The sequence below is a fragment of the Solidesulfovibrio sp. C21 genome (genome assembly GCF_047785625.1).
Classification (GTDB): domain Bacteria; phylum Desulfobacterota; class Desulfovibrionia; order Desulfovibrionales; family Desulfovibrionaceae; genus Solidesulfovibrio.
Map to the genome: position 1 here is coordinate 74,682 of NZ_JBLODY010000009.1, position 23,090 is coordinate 97,771.

Below are 23,090 nucleotides of genomic sequence, written 5' to 3' on the forward strand. Positions count from 1 at the left end.
AGTCTTACAAGGCGGCGATGATGATCTTTTTCTTGAATTCCTCTTCCATGGCCGAGAGCCGGGCCCGCTTGTAATTGAGCAGGTACAGGGCCAGTTCCTCGGACACCTTGGCCGTGACACACTCCTGGCCGGAATCCTTGCGCATCTGGCGGTAGATATCCTTGAGCACGGTCAGCGCCTGCCATTCGTGGTTGCGCCGCTGGCCCGAACCCTTGCAGTGCGGGCAGGTCTCGGAGGTGATGGATAGGGCCGAGGAGCCCAGGCGCTGGCGCACGATCTCGAGGAGCCCGAAACGCGAGATGCGGCCGACGTCGGTGCGGGCCCGGTCGCTTTTAAACGCCGCGCGCAGGGTCTTTTCCACCTCGGCCACGTGCTTGCGGTCCTTCATCTCGATGAAGTCGATGACCACCTGACCGCCGATGTCGCGCAGGCGCAGCTGGCGGGCCACTTCCTCGGCCGCCTCGGCATTGGTCTTGAGCGCCATTTCGCGGAAATTCGATTCGCCGCCGATCTTGCCGGAGTTGATGTCCACGGCGGTCAGCGCCTCGGCATGGTCGAAGGCCAGCACGCCGCCGCTCGGCAACGTCACCTCGCGGCCGTAGAGCTGTTCGATCTGCTTGCGCAGGTTGAAGCGGTCCCAAAGCGGCACGTCCATGTCGGTGTGCTGTTTGACGATGCTCGGACGGCGCGGGTAGATCAGGGACGCCATCTCCGCCACCCGGTCGGCGGTTTCCGGCTCGTCCACCCAGATCTCGCCCACCTCGTCGGTCAGATAGTCCCGTACGGCCCGGGAGGCCAGGTCCAGCTCCTGGTAAATGAGGCTTGGCGTCTCGGCCGTGGTGCCGCGCTGGCGCACGTCCTTCCACAGGCGCTTCAGATAGGACAGGTCGCGCTCCAGGGCGGTCTTGGACTGGGACAGGGCGGCGGTGCGCACGATGATGCCGAGCCCCTCTTCCAGCTTGAGCCCGGAGATGGCTTCCTTGAGCCGCTTGCGTTCGGCTTCGTCCTCGATCTTGCGCGAAACGCCGCGCTGCTCGCGCCCGGGCGTCAGCACGAAATAGCGGCCCGGCAGCGACAGGTAGGTGGTGAGAAACGCGCCCTTGTGGCCGGTCGGTTCCTTGACCACCTGGACGAGCAGTTCCTGGTTCTTTTTGAGCGCCTTTTGGATGGGCGGATATTTGGGGCGGCGCTCCCCGGTGTGGACGATCTGGTAATATTCGGGGTGCACCTCGTCGATCTGCAAAAAACCGTTGCGCTCGGCGCCGTAATTGATGAACGCCGCCTGCAAGGCCGGATCGATGTTGTGAATGCGGCCCTTGTAAATGTGCCCCCGCGTCTTGGCCTGGTGCACCATCTCCACGTAATATTCCAACAGCAGGCCATCCTCGGACACGGCCACCTCGACCTGTTCACCGGGCAGCACGCTGATAAACATCTTCTGTTTGCGTTTCTTTCCTCTGCTCATCACACAAAAACTCCTTGCCGCCGGCGGAGGTCCGCCGGGGCGAAATTTGCTATTATCCGGTTTAACCGGAGTAAAAGATTTCCTCGCCCGCGCGCTCACGGCGCACCGCGCCGTCCCGCTCCAGGGTATCGAGGGCCGCCTGCACGTCGGCAAGCGTTTGCCCCAGGGCGAGGCTCAGGCCCTGGGCCGTCTGGGGACGCCGGGTGACGGATGCGGCGATGCGGGCCGCGAGATCGTCCGCTTGGCCGGCGGCAGGGACCCGGGCGCGCAGGGCGGCCGGTCCATGGCCTTCGAAAGCCTCTCCGGCGGGCGAAGGCGCCGTAACGCCAAGCGCCTGCCGGAAACGGACCAGGACCTCGGACGCGGCGGCGGCGGCTCCGGGATGCGCCCCCGGGCGGGACATGGTGACCACATCCACCCGGTCCGGGGCCAGTTCCCGGCAAAATTCCCGCAACAATTCCAAGTTTTCTTCCGTATCGTTCCCGCCGGCCAAAAGCAGGACTTCCAGGAACAGCCGGCCGGCGTACCCGGACCGGAACTCGAGCAGCCCCCGGCGAATGGCGGCCAGATCCATGGACGGATGGGGACGGTTGACGCGGCGGTACTCGGTCGCGACAAGCGTATCCATGGAGGGCAGCACAATATCGGCCCCGGCGATGTCGCGGCGCACCTGCGGATCGGACAGCAGGCTCGAATTGGTGAGCACGGCCACAGGGACGTCCGGGAAAAGTTCCTTGGCTCCGGCGATAATCGCGCCACAATCGGTATTGAGCGTCGGTTCGCCGAGCCCGCCAAGGGTAATTGCGTCGATTGGGCCACATCCCGCCGCCTTCACGGCCGCCAGTTCCTCAAGGAGACGCGCGGCCGGGATATAGGGCTTGCGGGAAACGGTCAACGTGTCGGTCGGACCCACCTCGCAATAGAGGCAGTCGAAGGTGCAAATTCTTGCGCCAAGCAGATCCAACCCCAGCGACAACCCGAGGCGGCCCGAGCGAACCGGGCCAAAAATGAATTTATGTGCGTTCGTGGCGCGATCCTCCTTGTCGCGTCGCAGACAGCTTGACAGGGCAGCCCCGGGCGTGGACAAGGGCCATCGATCATACGGCATACGGAGCATACCGTGAAACAAGGCGATTTGATACTTCTGGTCTCTCCCAAGGGCAAGCGATATCTGAAGCGGTTTACGCCGGATATGGTCCTGCACACCCAGGAAGGCATGATCCGGTTTACGGACGTGGACGCCGCGGGCTGCGGCGGCGCGGTCACGACCCACCTCGGCCACACGTTTCGCATCCTGCGCCCGTCGACATACGATCTGGTCAAAGGCGTCAAGCGCTCCACCCAGATCATGTACCCCAAGGAGATCGGCTATGTCCTGCTCAAATTGGGCATCGGGCCGGGGATACGCGTCATCGAGGCCGGCAGTGGCTCCGGCGGCCTGACCCTGGCCCTGGCCTGGCACGTGGGCGAGACGGGCCGGGTCTACACGTTCGAACGGCGTCCGGAATTTTACGAACTCTCCGGCGATAACCTCGAGGCCGTGGGACTTGCCGACCGGGTCAGCCGGTTTCACCACGACATCACCACCGGATTCTATCCGGAAACGCACATTCCCGGCAATCCGCTGACCGATCCGTCGGGCGCGGACGCGCTTTTTCTCGACGTGCGCACGCCCTGGGACCATCTTGACGCCGCCGCCGAGGTGGTGCGCCCTGGCGCGCCGGTGGGCTTTTTGCTGCCCACGGTCAATCAGATCAGCGATCTTTTGCGCGCCTTGGAAACGTCCCCCTTCGATGACGTCGAGGTGCTTGAAATCCTTGTGCGCCATTACAAGCCCGTAGCCGATCGGCTGCGGCCGGAGGACCGCATGGTGGCCCACACGGGCTTTCTGGTTTTCGCCCGTCATGGCGGTCGCGAGGCCTACAAACGCCCGCAGCCGCTGCCTGCCGTGCCCGAAGGCTGGGACCCTGCCCCGGAAAACGGAACAACGCAGGAAAGTGCCGAAGGCGATTGACCTCGGCAGTGTCAACAGCTAAGGCTCATACCATGCCCCATATTGTGCTCTGCGCCGAGCCGCCCCAGTCCATAAAACGCCTGCTCGATCCCCTGTCATCGTTGCTTGGCATCCCCGTGGCCGTCCAATCGGCGGCCGATATTCCCGTCTGGCCCGACCCCGGGCAGGAGGCCCATGTCATTTTGCACCGGGAATTCGCCGAGCGCGGGGTCTGCCCCTTGCTGACTTTTCCGGAGCGGATTCCCCTGGACGGGGGCCAGCCCACCGCGGCCTGCCCACTCGGGATGACCGTGCGGCGGTTCGCCGTGCCCTTTGACGACGAGCACACGGGCGTACTCACCCTCGGGCCGTATTTCCTCCATGCCGGAGACCGGGAACGCCTGCGCGGGCGCTCCACCGCCGCCGACGCCGCCCTGGCTCAGATTCCCTGCGTACCGGCCGACCGTCATGCCACGCTCAAGGCCTTTTACAGGGAATTCACCGCCTTTATCGGTTCGGCCGCCAAGGCCGGCGCGGCCAAGCAAACGTTTTTGGCCAACATGAGCCACGAACTGCGCACCCCCCTAAACGGCATCATGGGAATGTTAAGCCTGCTGCTCCAGGGCGAAATGGGGCCACGGCAGCGCCAGTTCCTGGAACTGGCCATGGACGCCTCCAACCAGTTGCTCGGCGTGGTCAACGATCTGCTGGAAATGACCAACATCTCCATGGGCCGCCTGGAGTTGGCCGAGGAAGCCTTCGAACTGCGCCTGGGGCTGGCCGACCTTTTCGAGGCCTGCGACGAGGATGCGGCGAGGCGCGGGCTGGCCTTCTCGGTCGTGGTGGACGCGGACGTCCCGGAAGTCCTGGTCGGCGATGTGGCCCGGCTGCGCCAGGTGCTGCTCAACATCATCGGCAACGCCGTAAAGTTCACGGATGAGGGCTCGGTGGCGGTGCATGTTTCCCGACTGTCCACGACGAACGACGGGGAAAGCTCCACCCTGCAGTTCACCGTGGTCGACACCGGCATCGGCATTCCCCAGGATAAACAGCACGTAATCTTCGAACGCTTCGCCATTGCGGAAAATTTTCTGAGCAAACGCTACGGCGCCACCGGGCTTGGCCTGTCCATCTCCAAGGAGATCGTGGAAAAAATGGGCGGGGGCATGCGGCTGCGCAGCGTGCCCGGCCAGGGAAGCGCCTTTTCCTTCACGACTGTTTTTCGCCACCCCGAGCCGCGCCAAAACGCGCACGATGCCGGGCGCTCCCGCCAATCCCCCCTGCGCTGCCAGGGCGCGGCCATCGCCTTTGTCGAAAGCGAGCCCGTCAGTCAATTGCTCGTACGCCGCATCCTGGAAGACCGCGGCTATAGCGTCCTTTTGGCCGACACCATCGACAAGCTGCGGGATATTCTGCCCTGTCGCCCGGTGGACATGATCCTCCTGGATATCCAGATGACCGGCGCGGAGGGCCTGGAGTGCATCGCGCGCATCCGTTCCGGGAGAATCGAGGGCGTGCCGGACGACATCCCCATCATCGGCCTGTACGCCCAGGCCGCCGTCGAGGAACATCCACCACGCGTCCTTTCCGCCGGCCTGACCAACGCCATAACCAAGCCCGTCACCCGCCAAAGCCTGCTTGCCGCCGTGGAACGCGCCATGCCGGGTCCCCGGGGAACGGACTGCTTGAACTTTCCAGCCGCCTAGGTTATAAAGCCTTCCTTTTTCCCGCCTCGGGATTTCGCCTTCATAAGGAGATCAGTCATGACCCGAAAGGACCGTACCGAGGGCATCTATTCCCGCCGGGAAGTGCTCGACGAATCCGAACGCCGGCAATACTACCAGATCCAGATCAAGGACCTGCTTTCGTACGCCTATCGTTATTCCGAGGACGTCAAGAAACGTTTTGACCGCGCCCAGTTCCAGGCATCCAAGTTCAAGACGCTCTCGGACCTCAAGCACATCCCCATTCTCAAGAAAAAAGAGCTCATCTTCCTCCAGTCCATGGGCCCCCGCCTGGGCGGACTTTTAACCAAGGACATGGGCGAGCTGCGCCGCATCTTCCTGTCCCCGGGCCCCATCTTCGACCCCGAGGACCGCGAGGACGACTACTGGGGCTGGACTGAGGGCTTTTACGCCAGCGGCTTCCGTTCCGGGGATCTGGTCCAGGTCACCTTCAACTACCACCTCACCCCGGCCGGGCTCATGTTCGAAGAGCCGCTTAAAAACCTCGGTTGCGCCGTGGTGCCGGCCGGTCCGGGCAACTCCACCACCCAGCTCGAGATCATGCAGAAGCTGCGTGCCACAGGCTACGTGGGCACGCCGAGCTACCTCATGCACCTGGCCCAGAAGGGCGAGGAAATGGGGCTTAATCTGCGCAAGGACCTCTACCTGGAAGTGGCCTTCGTCACGGGCGAAAAATTCTCCGAGAAGCTGCGCTCCAACCTGGAAAAGAAGTTCGACATCATCATGCGCCAGGGCTACGGCACGGCCGACGTCGGCTGCGTGGGCTACGAATGCTTCCACAAAACGGGCCTGCACATCGCCAACCGGGCCTTTGTCGAGATCTGCCACCCCGACACCGGCATTCCGCTCAAGGACGGCGAAGTGGGCGAAATCGTGGTCACGGCCTTCAACAAGACCTACCCGCTGATCCGGCTCGCCACCGGCGACCTGTCCTACATCGAGCGCGCCCCCTGTCCCTGCGGCCGCACCTCGCCGCGCCTGGGCTCCATCGTCGGCCGTGTGGACACCACTGCCCGCATCAAGGGCATGTTCGTCTACCCGCACCAGGTCGAACAGGTCATCACCCGGTTCGAGGAAATCAAGCGCTGGCAGATCGAGGTCACCAACCCCGGCGGCATCGACGAGATGAACCTCATCGTCGAAGCCTCCAACTTCAAGCGCGAGGAAGACCTGCTCCACAAGTTCCGGGAGAAGATCAAACTGCGCCCCGGGCTCACCGTGGTCGCGCCCGGCACCCTGCCGCCGCAGATCCGTCCCATCGAGGACAAGCGCAAGTGGGATTAGGGAAGAAGAACCGGGGGAAAACTTTTCTGAAGAAAAGTTTTCCCCCGGACCCCCTTTCCAAAGACTTTCAATAGTAATAGGATGTTACGCATAACTACCCTCACCGCCATAAACTTTAGGAAGGGGAGAGCGCGAGAGGGGAGAACCCTTTTGAAAGGGTTTCCCCTCTCGCATCTTCCTGTCTTTTTCCTCTTCTCTTCACTCCTCCTGGCCGGCTGCGCCGGAAAAAGTGTCACGCCTCCCATGGCCTCGGGCCATGTCGCCCCGGAGACCCTGGTCGGCGCCTTGGGCGCGCCGCTTTCGGCCCGGGACTTTACGGCCATGTTTCTCTCGGCCGATTACATCCTGGCCGGCGAGGAGCATCCCAATCCCTGCGACCATCTGGCCCAGGATGCCCTCATCCGTCGCCTCGTCGCCGCCGGCATGCGTCCGGCCATCGGCCTGGAAATGCTGCCGGTCGAGGCCCAGCCCGTCCTCGATGCGTTCAATGCCGGCAAGCTGGCCGTGGCCGACCTGCCCCGGGCGCTGGATTGGAAAAAGACCTGGGGCTACGATTTCACCCTTTACGAACCGATCTTCGAAACGGCGCGCGCCTACCATCTGCCCGTCTACGCTCTAAATGCCCCGCGAGGGCTGGCCCGCAAAGTCGGCCGTCATGGCTTGGACAGCCTCACCCCGGCCGAACGGGCCACCCTGCCCGGGACCATCCAGCCTCCCGACCCGGCCCAGGTGAAGGAACTACGCGGGATTTACGACGAGCACGCCGCCAGGCTCGAAAAAATGGGCACGGCCGGCAAGAAGAAAACCGACGGCCGCGACCGCTTCGCCGATTTCATGGCTGTCCAGTCGCTTTGGGACACGCAGATGGCCTCCCGCGCCCTGTACGCCCATGCCGCAAGCAAACGTCCGGTGGTGGTCATCGCCGGTGGCGGCCATGTGGAGCGCAGTTGGGGCATTGCCCGCCGCCTGGCCAAACTCGATCCCGGGGCCACGGTCGCAACCGTCATGCCCTGGCGCGGCGGCGAAAAACCCGAAGCCGAACTCGCCCAGACCTTTTACGCCTGCCCGGCCGTGCACCGAAGCCGCCTTGGCATGACGCTGTCCCGGGAGGAACCGGCCGCCGGCGAAAAGCCCGCACCGCTGCTCGTGACCGCCGTGGCCCCGGGTTCCCCCGCCGCCAGGGCCGGCCTTTTGCCGGGCGACGCCGTCACCGCCGCCGGAGGCCATGAAGCGACCACGCTCTCCGTGCTCCACACCGCCGCCATGGAGGCGCTCATGGCCGGAAAGGCGCTGACGCTGACCGTTTCCCGGGCCGGCGAGACCATCGACATCGCCATCCCCTTGAAAATGCCCTCGGCCGCCAAGAAGTAAGCGCATGCCCGAACTGCCCGAGGTGGAAACCATTGCCCGCGCCCTGGCCCCGGGGCTTACGGGCCGCGCGGTCACGGGGCTTATCGTGCCCGACCCCAAGGTCCTAGCCGGTCCCCGGACCAAGGCGGCCTTTGCCAAAAATCTCGTCAGCCGGCCGATCACGGCCGTGGACCGCCGGGCCAAGCTGTTGCTGGTGCGCCTGGGCCCAAAGTCGGACGTTGCCGGCGACGCGGCGGCCGTGCTCGCCTTTCACCTCAAGATGACCGGCCGGTTTCACATCGCTTTGGCGAATGCTCCCGTCCCGGACCGGGCCCGGCTGCTGGTGGCCCTCGATGACGGCCACTCCCTGGTTTTTTCGGACCTGCGCCGTTTCGGCACAGCCCGGCTGCTCTCGCCGGCGGGCCTTGCCGCCTGGGATTTTTACGCCTCTCTCGGCCCCGAACCCTGGGACATGACGCCCGGAGCGTTCGCTACCGCGCTGTCCGGGCGTGCGACCCGCATCAAGGCGGCCCTGCTCGATCAGACGCTCATTGCCGGCATCGGCAACATCTACGCCGACGAGTCGCTTTTCGCCGCCGGCATCCACCCCGAAACCCGGGCCAGGGACATTTCCCCGCGCCGGGCCGAAAAACTGCTGGCCGCCATCCAGGCCGTCATCACCCGGGCCATCGCCGCCGGCGGCAGCACCATCCGCGATTACCGCACCCCGGACGGGGTGGAGGGCGGCTTCCAAAACGAGTTTGCCGTCTACGGCAAGGCCGGCCAGCCCTGTCCGGGCTGCGGCACGAAACTCGTCGCGGTCAAGGTCGCCGGCCGCACTTCCACGTTTTGCCCCGTCTGCCAAAAGTAAGTAAGGAAAATCATGCCGCAGCATGTCAGACAGATCGCCAAGGACGCTTCCATCGTCGGCGGCGCGACGCTCCTCTCGCGCATCCTGGGTTTTTTCCGCGACATGATCCTGGCCTACGTGCTCGGGGCCGGCATATCCGCCGACGCCTTCTACGTGGCCTACCGGCTCCCCAACATGATGCGACGGCTTTTCGCCGAAGGCTCCATGACCATGGCCTTTGTGCCGGTCTTCACCCGGCTGCGCGAGGAGGAAGGCGACCGGCGCGCCTTTGCCATGCCGCGATCGGCCTTGGTCTGGCTGCTGATCATTCTGGGCGTGCTGACGACGCTCGCCATCGTCTTCGCCCGGCCGCTCACACGCCTTATCACCCCGGGCTTCACCAACGACCCGGCGCTTTTCGACCTGACGGTGGAACTCACCCGCATCGTCTTCCCCTACATCATCGAGATTTCGGTCGTGGCCCTGTGCATGGGCGTGCTCAACTCCTTCGGCCACTTCCTGGCGCCCGCGCTCGCCACTTCCGAGCTCAACACCATCATCATCCTCGGCGCGGGCGTGGCCTGGCTTTTCGGGCTCAATGTCCCCCATACCCTTGCCTGGGCCGTGGTCGTCGGCGGATTCGGCCAAGTGCTCATGCAGCAGCCGCAGATGCGCAAGTACGGTTTTTCCTGGCGCGGCCCCTGGAAGCTCAAGGACAAGGGCGTGCTCCGCATGGGCCGGCTCATGGTGCCGACGGCCTTCGGCGCGGCGGTCTACCAGCTCAACATCGTGCTCGGCACCCTGCTTGCCTCCTATCTGCCCACCGGCAGCATCTCCTACCTCTACTACGCCGACCGGCTGGTGCAGTTTCCTCTCGGCGTTTTCGGCGTGGCCGTGGGCACTGTGGCCCTGCCCAGCCTGTCCAAGCTGGCCTCGAGCGGAAACACCGGGGAATTTACGGAAACGCTCAACGCCTCGCTGCGGCTGACCCTTTTCATCTGCCTGCCGGCGGCGGCCGGGCTGATTGCCCTGGCCGAGCCCATGGTGCACGTGCTGTTCGGCCGGGGCGCCTTCGGCCCCCATGCCGTGTCCGCCACGGCGGCGGCGCTGGTGGCCTACGGCGTGGGCCTGCCCGCCTTTGCCTGCGTGCGACCGCTCTACTCCGCCTATTTCGCCCTGACCGACACCCGCACCCCGGCCATCACCGCCGCCGTGTGTCTGGTGGTCTACGTCATCGCGGGCTTGAGCCTCATGGGACCGACGGCCCATGTCGGGCTGGCGTTGGCCACGTCCATCTCGTCCTGGGTCAACGTGGCGGTCCTTGGCGTCATTTTACGCAAGCGCCTGGGCGGCTCCTGGTTTCGGCCCGGACGCACGACCGTCATCGGGGCGCTCTTAAGCTGCGGCGTGGGACTTGGCGCGTACGCAACGGCCGGCCGGCCGCTTCTGGCCTTGGCGCTCATTTTCGTCTGGGCCGTTGCCTACATGGGCCTCGCCTCACTGCTGCGGGTCGAGGAAGCCCGGATGCTGACGGATTTCGTGCGCCGGAGGCTTCGTCGCAAGGCCCGGGCCTGATGCGAAGGCGCGTTTTCAGGCTCTCATAAGGCGATAAGGAGGAACGCACATGGCGCTTTTCACCGTGGAAAACCTGATCGCCTTCCTGACGTTGGCCGCCCTCGAGATCATCCTCGGCATCGACAACATCGTCTTTATCGCCATCATCACCAACGCCCTGCCCGAGGCCATCCAGTCCAAGGCGCGCAGGATCGGCCTGCTTCTGGCCATGGGCACGCGCCTGTTGCTGCTCTTCGGCATCACCTGGATCATGGGGCTCACCGCGCCGCTTTTCGCCGTGCTCGGCCATGCCGTCACGGGCCGCGACATCGTGCTTCTGGCGGGAGGCCTTTTTCTCATCGCCAAATCGACCTTCGAGATTCACGAAAAAATCGAACCGGACCCGGGCGGGGAGCTCCACGTAAAAAAGGTCCGGGCGTTCTGGCCCGCCGTGACCCAGATCGCCCTGCTCGACATCGTCTTTTCCCTCGATTCGGTTATTACCGCCGTGGGCATGTCCGGAGAAATCCTTGTCATGGCGGCGGCGGTGATCGTGGCGGTCCTGGTCATGATGCGCTTTGCCGACCCGGTCAGCCATTTCGTGTCCCGGCACCCTACGGTGCAGATGCTGGCCCTGTCGTTTCTGATCCTTATCGGCGTCTTTCTCGTCGCCGAGGGACTGGGCAAACCCATCGACCGCGGCTACATCTATTTCGCCATGGCTTTTTCGCTGCTGGTGGAGATGCTCAATATGCGGGCACGCAAGGCCGACAGCAAACAAAGCCGCCCGTAAGGCGCGGGAGCACCTCACGGACGGCTTTAAAATCGAAGGCCGGAAATGTTCTGGCTGGAAGCTAAGCCTGAGGGTTACCAGCCTCGGCGCTGTTGCCGGCAGGCATTATACCCAATGTTGCAGTTTTGGACACATGCCGGAACACCACCACAGACCATAAGACAGTTCTGATAGCTCCTGTTGCAACCGCGGGGTGGCGGTGGCGGCGGTGGTGGCGGCATCCTGTTCCGGACGCATTGCCCGTAACGACCGGACCAGTGCGTTCCGGGCGGACATGGTGCGGGAGGAGGCGGTGGCCTCCTGTTGCGCACGCATTGCCAATAACGGTTGGACCAGTGCGTTCCGGGCGGGCATTGCGCGAATGCATTCGTGTCCCCCAAAACGAAACTGGCACCAATGAGGATGCACGCCACCACGGCCAATCGCATGTTTGACCTCATGGAGCCCTCCTGTCACCAGTAGTAATTTTAAACGTACTTGCCCTATATGGAAACGGCAAGCGGTTTTCCACATTTCCCGGCTCCGCGACCACGATGGTCAGCAAATGCAACCGGGTTTGCCTGTTGCCGCGTTTGGTTAATAAGATAAACGTATCCGCATAGATGCCTCATCCCCTGAACAGCCCCGGCTTTTTTTGCATCGGAGCGTGGATGCGTCAAGAGGACCCGGATCATGAAGCAGGAATCGGCCCGGCAAAACTTCCCGCGCGGCCTCGTCCAGCCGCCGAACGGATTTCGCTTCGGCGCGGATGCGCTGCTGCTGGCCTGCTTCGCCGCCGCCCTGCCCGGTCGCCGCGTGCTCGACTGCGGCACCGGCTGCGGCCCGGTGGGCCTTGGCATGCTGCTTTCCGGCGAAGACACCCAGCGCACGGTGCTCGGCCTGGACAAGGACCCGCAAATGGTTGCGGCGGCCAATGCCAATGCCGACGCGCTGGGCTTTTCCGACCGGTTCGCGGCGCGGCTCCTCGACGTGCGGGAACTGCGCGGCCATCCGGACGGCATCGCCCCGGAATCCATGGACCTGGTGGTCGCCAATCCGCCGTATCGGCATCCCGACTCGGGCCGACGGCCCCCATCCCCGGGGCGCGATGCCGCCCGGTTCGAGACGGACGGCGGCCTGGACGCGTTTGCCGCCGCGGCCGCGTATGCCCTGGTCAACAGGGGACGCTTCGCCTGCGTGCATCTGGCCGAACGGCTGGCCCATGTCGTGACAAGCCTTGCGGCCCGCAATCTGGAAATCAAGCGGATTCTCCCCATCACCCCGCGCCGGGACGCCCCGGCCAAGCAGATGCTCGTCCTGGCCCGCAAAAACGGCCGTCCCGGCCTGCGGCTGGACCCGCCCCTGGCCCTCTATGAAGGCCAAGGCGCGCATACCCGGCTGTCGCAACAAGCTTTGCGCTACTGTCCGTTCCTGGCCTGTAACGCCGGTCCCGGAACCTCTGCCGATACGGCGGAATAACGGCGGTCGGGAAAGGGGCCTCCCCCCCTTTCCCAACCGGACGCGACACGCTCCCGGTTTCCCACTGCCGCCTCCGGACAACCGCCTATTTCTTCTTTTGGAAAAGTCTCCCTGGGTCCGGATCGGGCGCATTGTCCCCAGGCCGTTGCGACGACGAGTACCGCAGGACCATGTCCGCTTCGGCCAACCGCGCCACCATGCCTTGGCTGGTGACCGCTTCCACGGTCGCGGCGGCGGGAGCGATGTCCAAGGCCGGAAGCGTAGGCGGATCGCAGACGTACACCCCCGCCCCGAGAAGCGCCACGCCGACAACGCCCAGCATACGTTTCATGGCGATTCCTCCTTGCGCTTGGCCGCCCGAGGCGGCGTTTTTTCAACACGTCCCCTGCTCCAGCCAAAACCATGCCAGGCACCCCTCGTAAAAATAACGTTTAAATACAGACCAATACAAAAACAAGCACAAACGACAGCCGCTTCTGCCCATTGCATGGGCACGTCGGGTCGTCACTTTGCCCATATTTCGGCAACTCGCCGATGCGGCGACCGGCGCTTCGGGCACGAAAGGGAAACAGGCGCTTGGCGTGCGCCGTCCGGCTTGCCACAAGGCCGCGGAGGAATCTTCCCTGGGCCGCCCGAGGCCTTCTCCTCTACTCCGCAGCCCGGCTGGCACGGTCCACGAGGTAGACGATGGACTGGTAGGGCACGCCGCCGTGGAAGGACAGGCCGATTTCGCAGGTGCGGCTGTTGCTGTAGCCCGATGTCGTGGTGGCCGGCAGCCTGTCGCGCAGGTCGGCCAGGGCTGACGCGTTGAGTTCCGGGTAGAAAAAGCCCCGGTCGCCGGCAAAGCCGCAGCAGTGGATGCCGCGCGGCACGACGACCTCGCGGGCGCAGCGCTCGGCCAGGGCCGTGAACTTGGCCGAAAGCCCCATCTTGACCGAGGTGCAGGAGACGTGGACGGCCACGGTCTCGACCACGGGCGTGATGTCGAGGTAGGGCAGGCAATAGTCGGTCATAAATTCCACGGGCTCGTGCAGTTTGAGTCCCGGTTCCATGTGGGTGCGCATGGTGTAGAGGCAGGGGCTGGCATCGCAAAGGATCGGAATCGCCCCGTCATTGCTGGCCTTGCGCAAGGCCGCCTCGAGCTCCCTGGATTTGCGGTCGGCCTCGCCGTGCATGCCCTTGGACTCGAGCGTGAGCCCGCAACACAGCTCGCGCATGCCTTCCGGGAAAATGACGTCGTAGCCGGCCTTGGCCAGGATCGACATGGTGGCCTCGAAGAGCCCGCGCTGGTCGGGGTCCAGGGCCGAGGGGCCCATGGCGCGGGTGGTGCAGCTCGGGAAGTAGACCACTTTGCGCCCCTTGCCCTGGAACGCAGACCGAAAGACGGCCTTTGGCGCGGCCTTGGGCGTGTACGGCGTCCAGTAAGGGACAAGGCCCCGGCTCAGTTTGCGCAGCCCGTGGGTCATGGCGGTCATGGCCGATGTGCCGAGCAGGCGGTGCACGACGCTCGAGAGCCAAAGCCCCTTGGCGGAAAGAGCCGTGACCAATCCGTAATGGTCGGCCACAAAGCGGCCGATTTTGCGTCCGCGTTCGGTTGCTTCGCGGCGGCGGTAGTCCTTGGTGAAAACGCCCGTGTCCACGGACACCGGGCAGACCGTGGCGCACAGCCCGTCGGCGGCGCAGGTCTGGTTGCCGAAGTATTGGTAGTCTTCGTGAAAAAGGGCGAAGACCGCCTTGTCCCCCCTGGCGGTGGCCAGGGCCATATGGCGCTGGAGGGTGATGCGCTGGCGCGGGGTGGTGGTGACGTTTCGCGAGGGGCAGATGGACTCGCAGTAGCCGCACTCGATGCAAGGGTCGATCAGCGGGTTAACCGGCGGCAGGGGCTTTAAGTTCTTCATGTGCACCTGCGGATCGTCGGTGAGAATCACCCCCGGGTTGAGCAGGTTGTCCGGGTCGAAAGCGTGCTTAAGGCGCTTCATGAAGGCATAGGCCGTGGCCCCCCACTCCATCTCCACAAAGGGAGCCATGTTGCGGCCGGTGCCGTGCTCGCCCTTGAGCGACCCGTCGTAGCGGCCGACCACCATGCCCGTCACGTCGTCGATCAGGTTCTTGTAATTGGCCACGGAAACCGGGTCGCCGAAATCCGGGCAAAAGACGAAATGAATGTTGCCTTCCAGAGCATGGCCGAAAATGATGCCCTCGGCGAAACCGTGATGGCGCATGAGACGCTGGACCTCCACCGTGCCCTCGGCCAGCTTGTCGATGGGGAAGACCACGTCCTCGATGATGACGGCCGAGCCGGGTTTGCGCGCGCCGCCGACGGAGGTGAAAAGCCCGCGCCGGATGTTCCAGAGTTTCTCGTAGTCCTCCTTCTTGTCCATAAAAAGGAGCGGAAACACGGGCGAAAGCTCCGAGACCCGGACCAGGGCGGCTTCGATCTGGGCGAGCAGCCCCGGCTTGTCCGCCGCGCGCACCTCGACCAGCACGGCGGCTGCGTCCTCATCGAGTCCCTTGAGGTAGGACGGCATGCCCGGTTTGTCCTCGACGGAGCGCAGCGAAGCCCGGTCCATGAGCTCGGCCGCGGCCACGGGCAGGGACTTGAGCAACGCGGCGGCCCGGCAGGCGTCGGCGATGCTCGGGTAGAGCATCAGCGACGAGGCCTTGTGGGGATGCTCGACGACCGTGCGGTAGGTGACCTCGCTGATAAAGGCCAGCGTGCCTTCGGAGCCGACGACGAGGTGAAGCAGGATGTCGAAGGGATAGGTGAAATCCACAAAGGCATTCAGGCTGTAGCCGGTCGTGTTCTTGATCTTGAATTTGCGGCGGATGCGCTCGGAAAGTTCCGCATCGGCGGCGACCTCGTCGCGAATGGCGGCCAGCTCGGCCAGGAGCCCGGCATGGGTCTTCTCGAAGCGCGCCCGGGAGACGCGATCGGCGGTGTCCAGGGCGTCGCCGTCCACGAAGACAAGCTTCATGGACTCCACGGTTTTGTAACTGTTCTCCGCCGTGCCGCAACACATGCCCGAGGAGTTGTTGGCCGCGATGCCGCCGATCATGCAGGCGCCAATCGACGCCGGGTCCGGGCCGATCTTGCGGCCGTAGGGGGCCAGGCGGAAATTGGCCTCCGCCCCGATGACGCCGGGCTCGATGCTGACATGGGACGCGCCGGGGTGGATGCGCAACCCCCGGAAATTGCCGGCAAGGTAGACGAGCACCGAGTCGGAGAGCGCCTGGCCGGACAGGCTGGTGCCGGCGGTGCGGAAGGTGACGGCCACCTTGGCGTCCGAGGCGGCGCGCAGGATATGCGACACCTCCGCCTCGTCCGTGGCCTTGACCACGATCTTGGGGACCAGCCGGTAGAAGCTGGCGTCATCCCCCAGGGCCAGGGTGTGAAACGGCCCGAGGAAAATGCGGTCCGCCGGGAGGAACGCGGCAATGCGGTCGTAAAACGTCTTATGCGCCGGGGGCAACGTGCTGTCGTGGCCGGTATGGGTCATGGGGGAGGCTCCTTGGCGGCCCGGCGCGTCGCCGGGTGGGAATGAAGGTTTCTTATGCCACCTTTTTCCGAGGTTGGGCAATGGGCGGCCCAACGGCTTGGGGATATCGTGATGTGTGCGGAATAATTTCCTATCATTTTGGTTTTCTTTGAAGAATATCCCGCCAAGTAAAATGGGTGACAAAACAGGCGAGATGATTATAATCTAACGTTAAATCTTCACCGCCGACGCAACCGGGCGGATTTGGAAGGAGAGTCGCTTGTTTTTCAATCTGTTTACACCCGGCACCGACCCAATACCGCATTCCATGCTGCCCGCATCGGATAGGCGGGACACGTCCATGACCTTGCCCAATGCCTATTCCTTGAAGACGGGCAGCATTCCGAAATATTTCCAAGCACTACTGGCTTTGCCTGTGCCCGATATTTTCAATGCGGCGTTCTTTGCCGATATCGGATTCCGCTACGCCATTGACCGTTCGTTTATTGACATCCTTAAGGAATTGCACTTTCTGGATACCAACGGCCGGCCAACACGGCGCTATTTCGACTTCCATGACGGCATTGCGGCTTCCGCCACACTCCTTGACGGTATCCGCGAGGCCTACGGACGACTCCTGGAAACCGATCCCGACGCCTGCGCCCAGCCGCAAAAGCAGATATTCGAAACGCTCAAAACGCTCTATGCCGGCAACAAACCCGACATGATGATCCTCGGCATCGCCAAGACGTTCGTAGCGCTTTGCCAATACGCCGAGGAGATCGATCGCAACCCCCCGCCGCTGCACGCCGCCATGGAAGTACAGTCCAGGGACGCCGGCCAGAGCGAACCGGGGGCCACACCCGGACCGGCCGCACCGGGAGTTCCCCGCGACCAGTCGGAAACGACAGTCCCGGTCGACGCGACCGAAGCCCCCATCCTCTTGGCGCGGCCCGAACCGGCCGGCCCAATCGAGCAAGCCGATACGGTCGCCCCCCGGGATGCCGGCTCGGATGCGTCCGAGCCCGAGGCCCCGACAATGCCGCAACGCAAACCTGACGCGCCCCGGCAGCCGCAACAGGTCGATACAGCCGCATCGGAGCGCATGCCGGAGACGCCGACGCCGCAGCCCGAGCCCGCTCCGGCCCCCCAGAACCCGACGCTGACAGCCGTCCCGGCGGATACGGGGGGGCTTGCGGGCGACATCCAGGAAAGCGATGTCCTCCCGCCCCTTGTCCTGGATGAAGACGCGCCGCCGCTTAAACAGGCCACGGGAGCGGTGCAAGACGCGGAAATACCGGAAGGTGGCATGGCCCCCGGCCCTGCGCCGGAACCGGCGGCCCAGGCCGCCTTTTCCCCGGAGACGCCGCCGGCCTCCGAGCACGTTTTGGAAGACCTTCCGGAAGCTTCCCCGCGTGAGCCGGACCCGGTCCCTGTCTCCGCGAAGTGGCTTTCCATACGCGGCACAAGCGACGTCGACGGCCAGCCCCGCACCGTCAATTTCGTGCTGCCCGAGACCCGGGACCCGGCCGTGTACGAAGCCATTTTCGCCAGCTTCAAGCGGCAGCTTCTGAAGCCCGAATAAGACTCCCCGCCGAAATGCAAAAAGGCGCCCCGACCGGAGCGCCTTTTTGCTTGAAAACAACGCCGCGCGCCGTCACATGTTCTTGATGACCTCGACCAGCACATTGGTCACTTTCTCGGCGTTCTCCTTGAAAATCGTGACGATCTCTTCCCAGTTCACCGGCGGCTCGTCCGTCTTCCAGCAATCGTAATCCGTGCTCATGGCCACGGCCGCGTAGGGCACGCCGGCCTCCACGGCCAGGGCGCACTCCGTGGCCACGCTCATGTTGATGACGTCGGCCCCGAGGAGGCGAAACATATTGGACTCGGCCCGGGTGGAAAAACGCGGCCCCTCGATGGTCACCACCGTGCCCTTGTCGTGGTGGTGATAGCCGAACTTGCGGCAGGCATTGATGCAAAGCTCGCGCAACGGCCCGGAAAACGGGTCGGCCATGGGGGTGTGGGCCGGGTTGTGCGGCTCGAAACGGTCGTGAAAGGTCGCGATCCGGCGCTTGGTGAAGTCGATGAACTGATCGAGGATGACGAGGTCGCCCCGGCCGATCTCCTGGCGCAACGAACCCACAGCCGTGGTGGAAAGGATCGCCGCGCAGCCGACCGTGCGCAGGGCATGGATATTGGCCCGGTAATTGACGTGGCTCGGCGTGGCCGTGTGGGAACGCCCATGGCGGGCCAGAAGCACCACGCTCTTGCCGCCGATCCTGCCTTGGCGCAGGGTCGAATTCGGCGGCCCGTACGGGGTGTCGATCTCCAGGTCGGTGGGGTTGTCGAGGATGTTGGGATCGTCCAGGCCGCTACCGCCGATAATGCCGATCTTCATGCTGTTGCGCTCTCCGACGGTCCGTGGCCGGCGAGGCCTAGCGGACCGACTCCGTGTTGCAAGTTGTCGCTGCCGGCCGGACGCCGAGTGGTATCATTCACTCTTCAAATCCAACCTGACGTTCTGATTTGAATCTGATGTCAGGCTATCTGCAAAATGCTTTCGCAGTCGTAGGCGCGGAACTGTTCCTTGCCGTTTAAAAAGGTCAGTTCGATGACCACGCCGATGCCGACGATTGCGGCCCCGAACGCTTCCACCAGTTTGATCACGCCGCAAAGCGTGCCGCCAGTAGCCAGTAGGTCGTCGATGACCAGCACTTTTTCGCCGCGCAACAGCGCGTCCTCGTGCATGCACAGCGTATCGGAACCGTATTCCAGGTCATAGGAGACGGACCGCGTCTTGTAGGGCAGCTTGCCGGGCTTGCGCACCGGCACGAAGCCGATGCCCATCTTGTAGGCGAGCGCCGCGCCGAAAATGAATCCCCGGGCCTCGGCGGCCACGATCTTGGTCGCCCCGGACGCGGCAAAGCGTTCGGCCAGCGCGTCCACGGCCCGGCGAAACCCCTCCGGATCGCCCAAAAGCGGCGTGATGTCGAAAAAGAGAATGCCCTGCTTGGGATAGTCCGGAATATCGCGGATGAGTTTGCGCAGATCCATGGCCGTCTCCTTGAGAAAATGCAGAGTGGTACCGAGTCGGATTAGGGATTTTGCCTGGCCCGGTCAAGCCGCCCTTGGCCCGAAGGGAAAGCTGGGCTAAAAGGCCGGCATGCAAACACAACACCACGCCATCCCCTGCGACACGCTTGTGACAGCCGGTGTCCTGGTCAGCCAAAACGACGACCGGCAAATCCTGGCCGATGCGGCCCTGGCCGTAACCGACGGGCGCATCGCGGCCCTGGGCCCGGCCGACGCCCTGGCCAACGCATACGCCCCGAAAGAAACCCTCGACCTGTCAGGCTGTCTGGTCCTGCCCGGACTCGTCAACACCCACGGGCACGCGGCCATGACGCTTTTCCGGGGGCTGTGCGACGACGCGCCCCTTCACGTCTGGCTTTCCGAACACATCTGGCCGGCCGAGGCCCGGCTCGACGCGGCGGCGGTGGCGCTCGGCACGCGGCTTGCCTGCGCCGAAATGCTGGCCACGGGCACAACCTGTTTTTGCGACGCCTACCTCTACGTCGACGCCATCGCCGACGCGGTGCAAGCCTCGGGCATGCGCGCCGTCATCAGCCAGGGCGTATTCGAGATCGAAAACGCCGGATTCAAGACCGTGGACGCGGCCTTAAACGCCGCCGGGGCGCTCGCCGACCGGCTGGCCGGCAACGACCGGCTGCGTCCGGCCATTTTTCCCCACGCGGTCTATACCTGCTCGGCGAAAACGCTGACGCGCTGCGCCGATTTCGCCCATTCCCGAAATGTGCTGCTCTCCACCCACGCCGCGGAAACCGCCCGGGAAAACGAGGATTGCCTCCAAGCCAACGGCGCGCGGGTCATTGCCTACCTCAACGGCCTGGGGCTGCTCGGCCCGCAAACCCTGCTCGCCCACGGCGTGGCCCTTAATAACGACGATATCGGCATGTTGGCCGCAACCAGCACGTCCGTGGCCCATTGCCCCAAAAGCAACATGAAGCTCGGCAGCGGCATCGCGCCCGTGGCCGCCCTGCGCGCGGCCGGGGTGACGGTGGGGCTCGGCACCGACGGCGCTGCCAGCAACAATACCCTGAACCTCTTTTCGGAAATGCAGACCGCCGCCCTGCTCCAGAAAGTGGCCGCCTGCGATCCGACGACGCTTTCGGCCGGCGCGGCCCTGGACATGGCCACCCGGGACGGCGCGGACGCCGTCGGCTGGCCGGAGCTCGGACGCCTGGCGGTCGGAGGTCCGGCCGACCTGTGCGCCCTGGACCTGAACCGGCCCCAGCTCGCCCCGGCCTTCGATCCCGTCTCGGACGCCGTCTACGCGGCAAACGGCGGCGAAGTCGCCTGCACCATGGTGGCGGGCACGGTGCTCTACCGAAACGGCGCGTTCCCGGGCTGCGACTATCCCGCCCTCCTGGCCGCCTTCAAGAAAACCGCAGCACGACTGGTGCGCCCGGCCTCTTGACAAGACCCGCCAACTCCATAATAAAGGCTGGCTTTCCGCTGAAATCATTCCCGCGCCCCAATCCTGCGCGGCCCGGAGGTTATTCCCAATGTCCCAGGTCATTACCATCAATGGCGTCGAGTGCCATCCCATCGTGGAAAAATGCGAGGGCTGCGAACGCATCCTGGAGCAGGACGGCGGCAAATACTGCAAGAGCTATCCCATGCCCGAACGCAAATGGGCTCAGAAAGTCTGCAACTTCGCCACCCACGTCAAGCTCGAGGTCGAAAAGGGCGGCAAGGTCAAGATCAACCCCTTGAAGGCTTCCAAGCGCGCCGCCCGCGGCCGTTAGGCGAGAATTTACAGGCAGGCGGAGAATGCGAGAGAGGAAACCCTTTAAAAAGGGTTCTCCCCTCTCGCGCTCTCCCCTTCCTCAATTTCTTACCTTTTACGGGTATTCCATTCCGTTTTTCGTGTCCGCGCCGGGAGGCTTTGCCTTCCGGCTTTTTGCGTTTGCGTGTCCGGTTTGCCATCGCCCAACCAAGCGGCTATGCATGAACGGTATGCCGAAATGTCCCTTCAACCGCCCGGAGCCCCTATGTTAGACGCCCTGCTTGTGCGGCTCGACGCCATGCGCGACACGGTCATCGACCTGCAACGCGAACTGACCGCCATCCCCGCCCTCGGTCCGGACAACGGCGGCCCCGGCGAACGGGAAAAGGCCGATCGCCTAAAAGCCCTGCTCGCCGGCTTGGGCTTTCCCGCGCCCCGGGAGATAAACGCCCCCGATCCCCGCGTGCCCTGCGGTCACCGGCCGAATCTGGCCGTGGTCATCCCGGGCCAGGACACCTCACGCACCCTGTGGGTCATTTCCCATATCGACATCGTGCCGCCCGGGGACCTTACCCTGTGGAAAACGGATCCCTACACCCTGGCCGTGGACGGCGACTCCATTTTCGGACGGGGCGTGGAAGACAACCAGCAGGCCATCGCCAGTTCCATGGCCCTCGGCAAGGCGATCCTCGACGCCGGGGAGATGCCGCCCATCAATTACGGCCTGCTCTTCGTGGCCGACGAGGAAACCGGCAGCCGGTACGGCCTCGATTACGTGGCCGAACACCACGACGGCCTCTTCACCCCGGACGACCTCTTTCTCGTGCCCGACTTCGGTCAGGCCGACAGCGAGATGGTCGAGGTGGCCGAAAAAAGCATGCTGTGGCTGAAGATTGTCGTCAACGGCCGGCAATGCCATGCCTCCACCCCGGAAGCCGGCATCAACTCCCTGGCCGCCGCCGCCCTTTTCATTCTCAAGATCCCCAAGCTCCACGACCGCTTCCCGGCCAGAAATCCGCTTTTCCAGCCGGCCAACTCCACCTTCGAGCCGACCAAGAAAGAAGCCAACGTGGAAAACATCAACACCATCCCTGGCCGCGACGTCTTCTACGTCGACTGCCGGGTACTGCCCGAATATCCCCTAAACGACGTGCTCGCCGCCATCCGCGAAGACGGCGCCAAGGTCGAGGCCGCCTGCGGCGTGACCATCGACTACGAAGTCGTGCAGCAGGAACAGGCCGCCCCGGCCACCCCGGACGACGCCCCCATCGTGCGCAAAGTCATGGACGCCGTCCGGGCGGTCTACGGCGTCAATCCGCGCCCCATGGGCATCGGCGGCGGCACCGTGGCCGCCTACCTGCGCCGGCGCGGCTACCCGACCGTGGTCTGGGCCACCCTCGTGCACAACGCCCACCAGCCCAACGAACGCTCCAGCATCCGCGCGACCCTGGGCGACGCCAAGGTCATGGCCCGGGTGTTGTTCGAGTAGCAAAAAGCAATCGGGGCTCCGCCCCGCACCCCACCGGGGGGCTGAAGTCCCCCCCGGTCCACCTCCACGCTTGACAAGGGTAGAGAGAAATGCGGTTCCTGCAGTGGTTGAAAGAGAGACGCCTCGGCCAATGTCGCCGACCGTCAGGCCTTCTTGGCGAATACGTGGCCCGGCGCATGAACCGCTACCATTATCCGCTGACCAGCTGGGGCCTGGACCACGTCCTGGTCGGGAAAGACAATTTCATTTTGGACATCGGCTGCGGCGGCGGCCGTACCGCCGGCCGGCTGGCCAGACTCGCCCCGGACGGTCTGGTCGTCGGCATCGACGTCTCGGACAAGAGCCTGGGCCTTTCCCGCCGCGTCAACCGCAAGGCCATCCAGCAAGGCCATGTGGCCATCCGCAAGGCGTCGGTCATGGAACTCCCTTTCCCGGCGGACAGCTTCCATCTGGTCACGGCCGTGGAGACGCATTATTTCTGGCCCGACATCACCAAGGGCATGACCGAGATCTTACGCGTGCTGCGGCCGGGCGGCAGCTTTCTGCTGATCGCCGAAATCTACCGTTGCGACCGTTTCGACGCCCGCAACCGCAAATGGCTGGAACTCACGCCCATGGCCTACCTCGACACGACGGAATTCCACGACTGCTTCACCGCCGCCGGCTTCGACGGCATCGGCGTCTACGAGCACACCGAGGAAGGCTGGATCTGCTGCGTCGGGCGAAAGAAGGGGCCTCCGGCGGCCGGGGGGAACTTTTTTTAAAAAAAAAGTTCCCCCCGGACCCCCTTCCAAAAAATTTTCATAGTTATATATGGATA

The 23,090-nt window shown here is 64.3% G+C and carries 19 protein-coding genes; 13 read left to right on the plus strand and 6 right to left on the minus strand.

All coding sequences use genetic code 11. The annotated features are described in order from the left end of the window. Nucleotides 1-4 precede the first annotated feature (4 nt). Both ACMZ6R_RS05155 and ACMZ6R_RS05160 read right to left on the minus strand, forming a co-directional pair. Nucleotides 5-1,465 carry an Rne/Rng family ribonuclease gene (locus ACMZ6R_RS05155; RefSeq protein WP_416109816.1) on the minus strand — a complete coding sequence of 487 codons (1,461 nt, stop codon included), beginning with the start codon at nucleotides 1,463-1,465 and terminating at the stop codon, nucleotides 5-7. Between the two features lie 61 nt (nucleotides 1,466-1,526). Then, a complete protein-coding gene (locus tag ACMZ6R_RS05160; protein WP_416109817.1) occupies nucleotides 1,527-2,573 on the minus strand; it encodes a radical SAM protein in 1,047 nt (348 codons plus the stop codon). A gap of 12 nt (nucleotides 2,574-2,585) precedes the next feature. Here ACMZ6R_RS05160 and ACMZ6R_RS05165 point away from each other — a divergent pair, with 12 nt between their 5' ends. The 8 genes from ACMZ6R_RS05165 to ACMZ6R_RS05200 all read left to right on the plus strand — a co-directional run bounded on the left by ACMZ6R_RS05165 (nucleotide 2,586) and on the right by ACMZ6R_RS05200 (nucleotide 12,492). Then, entirely contained in the window at nucleotides 2,586-3,479 is an 894-nt protein-coding gene (locus ACMZ6R_RS05165) for a tRNA (adenine-N1)-methyltransferase (RefSeq protein ID WP_416109818.1), read from the plus strand. A 32-nt stretch (nucleotides 3,480-3,511) separates the two neighbouring features. After that, nucleotides 3,512-5,164 (plus strand): ATP-binding protein, encoded by a 1,653-nt coding sequence (locus tag ACMZ6R_RS05170; RefSeq protein WP_416109819.1) that lies wholly within the window; start codon nucleotides 3,512-3,514, stop codon nucleotides 5,162-5,164. A gap of 57 nt (nucleotides 5,165-5,221) precedes the next feature. Continuing rightward, a complete protein-coding gene (locus tag ACMZ6R_RS05175; protein WP_416109820.1) occupies nucleotides 5,222-6,487 on the plus strand; it encodes a phenylacetate--CoA ligase family protein in 1,266 nt (421 codons plus the stop codon). A gap of 150 nt (nucleotides 6,488-6,637) precedes the next feature. Continuing rightward, complete coding sequence (locus tag ACMZ6R_RS05180; protein ID WP_416109821.1) at nucleotides 6,638-7,858, plus strand: ChaN family lipoprotein; 1,221 nt, start codon at nucleotides 6,638-6,640, stop codon at nucleotides 7,856-7,858. A gap of 4 nt (nucleotides 7,859-7,862) precedes the next feature. Next, nucleotides 7,863-8,708: a bifunctional DNA-formamidopyrimidine glycosylase/DNA-(apurinic or apyrimidinic site) lyase gene (mutM, locus tag ACMZ6R_RS05185; RefSeq protein ID WP_416109822.1), complete on the plus strand. Its 846-nt coding sequence runs from the start codon at nucleotides 7,863-7,865 to the stop codon at nucleotides 8,706-8,708. A 12-nt stretch (nucleotides 8,709-8,720) separates the two neighbouring features. Next, complete coding sequence (gene murJ / locus ACMZ6R_RS05190) at nucleotides 8,721-10,262, plus strand: murein biosynthesis integral membrane protein MurJ (protein ID WP_416109823.1); 1,542 nt, start codon at nucleotides 8,721-8,723, stop codon at nucleotides 10,260-10,262. Between the two features lie 49 nt (nucleotides 10,263-10,311). Further along, the gene (locus ACMZ6R_RS05195) at nucleotides 10,312-11,034 is read left to right on the plus strand and encodes a TerC family protein (protein ID WP_416109824.1); all 723 of its coding nucleotides are present in this window, start codon (nucleotides 10,312-10,314) and stop codon (nucleotides 11,032-11,034) included. 672 nt (nucleotides 11,035-11,706) lie between these two features. Beyond that, complete coding sequence (locus ACMZ6R_RS05200) at nucleotides 11,707-12,492, plus strand: tRNA1(Val) (adenine(37)-N6)-methyltransferase (RefSeq protein WP_416109825.1); 786 nt, start codon at nucleotides 11,707-11,709, stop codon at nucleotides 12,490-12,492. A gap of 85 nt (nucleotides 12,493-12,577) precedes the next feature. Here ACMZ6R_RS05200 and ACMZ6R_RS05205 read toward each other — a convergent pair whose 3' ends face one another. Together ACMZ6R_RS05205 and ACMZ6R_RS05210 are read right to left on the minus strand one after the other, a co-directional pair. After that, nucleotides 12,578-12,823 (minus strand): hypothetical protein, encoded by a 246-nt coding sequence (locus ACMZ6R_RS05205; RefSeq protein WP_416109826.1) that lies wholly within the window; start codon nucleotides 12,821-12,823, stop codon nucleotides 12,578-12,580. A 316-nt stretch (nucleotides 12,824-13,139) separates the two neighbouring features. After that, nucleotides 13,140-15,989: an FAD-binding and (Fe-S)-binding domain-containing protein gene (locus tag ACMZ6R_RS05210; protein WP_416109827.1), complete on the minus strand. Its 2,850-nt coding sequence runs from the start codon at nucleotides 15,987-15,989 to the stop codon at nucleotides 13,140-13,142. Between the two features lie 340 nt (nucleotides 15,990-16,329). Here ACMZ6R_RS05210 and ACMZ6R_RS05215 point away from each other — a divergent pair, with 340 nt between their 5' ends. Further along, the gene (locus tag ACMZ6R_RS05215) at nucleotides 16,330-17,553 is read left to right on the plus strand and encodes a DUF5343 domain-containing protein (protein ID WP_416109828.1); all 1,224 of its coding nucleotides are present in this window, start codon (nucleotides 16,330-16,332) and stop codon (nucleotides 17,551-17,553) included. A gap of 72 nt (nucleotides 17,554-17,625) precedes the next feature. On the opposite strand, the gene mtnP is transcribed toward ACMZ6R_RS05215, so the two are convergent. Continuing rightward, nucleotides 17,626-18,369 carry an S-methyl-5'-thioadenosine phosphorylase gene (mtnP, locus tag ACMZ6R_RS05220; protein WP_416109829.1) on the minus strand — a complete coding sequence of 248 codons (744 nt, stop codon included), beginning with the start codon at nucleotides 18,367-18,369 and terminating at the stop codon, nucleotides 17,626-17,628. Nucleotides 18,370-18,509: 140 nt separating this feature from the next. After that, nucleotides 18,510-19,025, minus strand: a complete 516-nt coding sequence (locus ACMZ6R_RS05225) for an adenine phosphoribosyltransferase (protein WP_416109830.1) — start codon at nucleotides 19,023-19,025, stop codon at nucleotides 18,510-18,512. A gap of 109 nt (nucleotides 19,026-19,134) precedes the next feature. On the opposite strand from ACMZ6R_RS05225, the gene ACMZ6R_RS05230 reads away from it, so the two are divergent. The 4 genes from ACMZ6R_RS05230 to ACMZ6R_RS05245 all read left to right on the plus strand — a co-directional run bounded on the left by ACMZ6R_RS05230 (nucleotide 19,135) and on the right by ACMZ6R_RS05245 (nucleotide 23,034). Beyond that, nucleotides 19,135-20,469 (plus strand): amidohydrolase, encoded by a 1,335-nt coding sequence (locus ACMZ6R_RS05230; protein ID WP_416109831.1) that lies wholly within the window; start codon nucleotides 19,135-19,137, stop codon nucleotides 20,467-20,469. Nucleotides 20,470-20,557: 88 nt separating this feature from the next. After that, on the plus strand, nucleotides 20,558-20,800 hold the full coding sequence (locus ACMZ6R_RS05235) for a PxxKW family cysteine-rich protein (protein WP_416109832.1): 243 nt from the start codon (nucleotides 20,558-20,560) through the stop codon (nucleotides 20,798-20,800). A gap of 246 nt (nucleotides 20,801-21,046) precedes the next feature. Further along, nucleotides 21,047-22,270: a M20 family metallo-hydrolase gene (locus ACMZ6R_RS05240; protein WP_416109833.1), complete on the plus strand. Its 1,224-nt coding sequence runs from the start codon at nucleotides 21,047-21,049 to the stop codon at nucleotides 22,268-22,270. Nucleotides 22,271-22,434: 164 nt separating this feature from the next. Then, entirely contained in the window at nucleotides 22,435-23,034 is a 600-nt protein-coding gene (locus ACMZ6R_RS05245) for a class I SAM-dependent methyltransferase (protein ID WP_416109834.1), read from the plus strand. The last annotated feature ends 56 nt before the right edge of the window (nucleotides 23,035-23,090 follow it).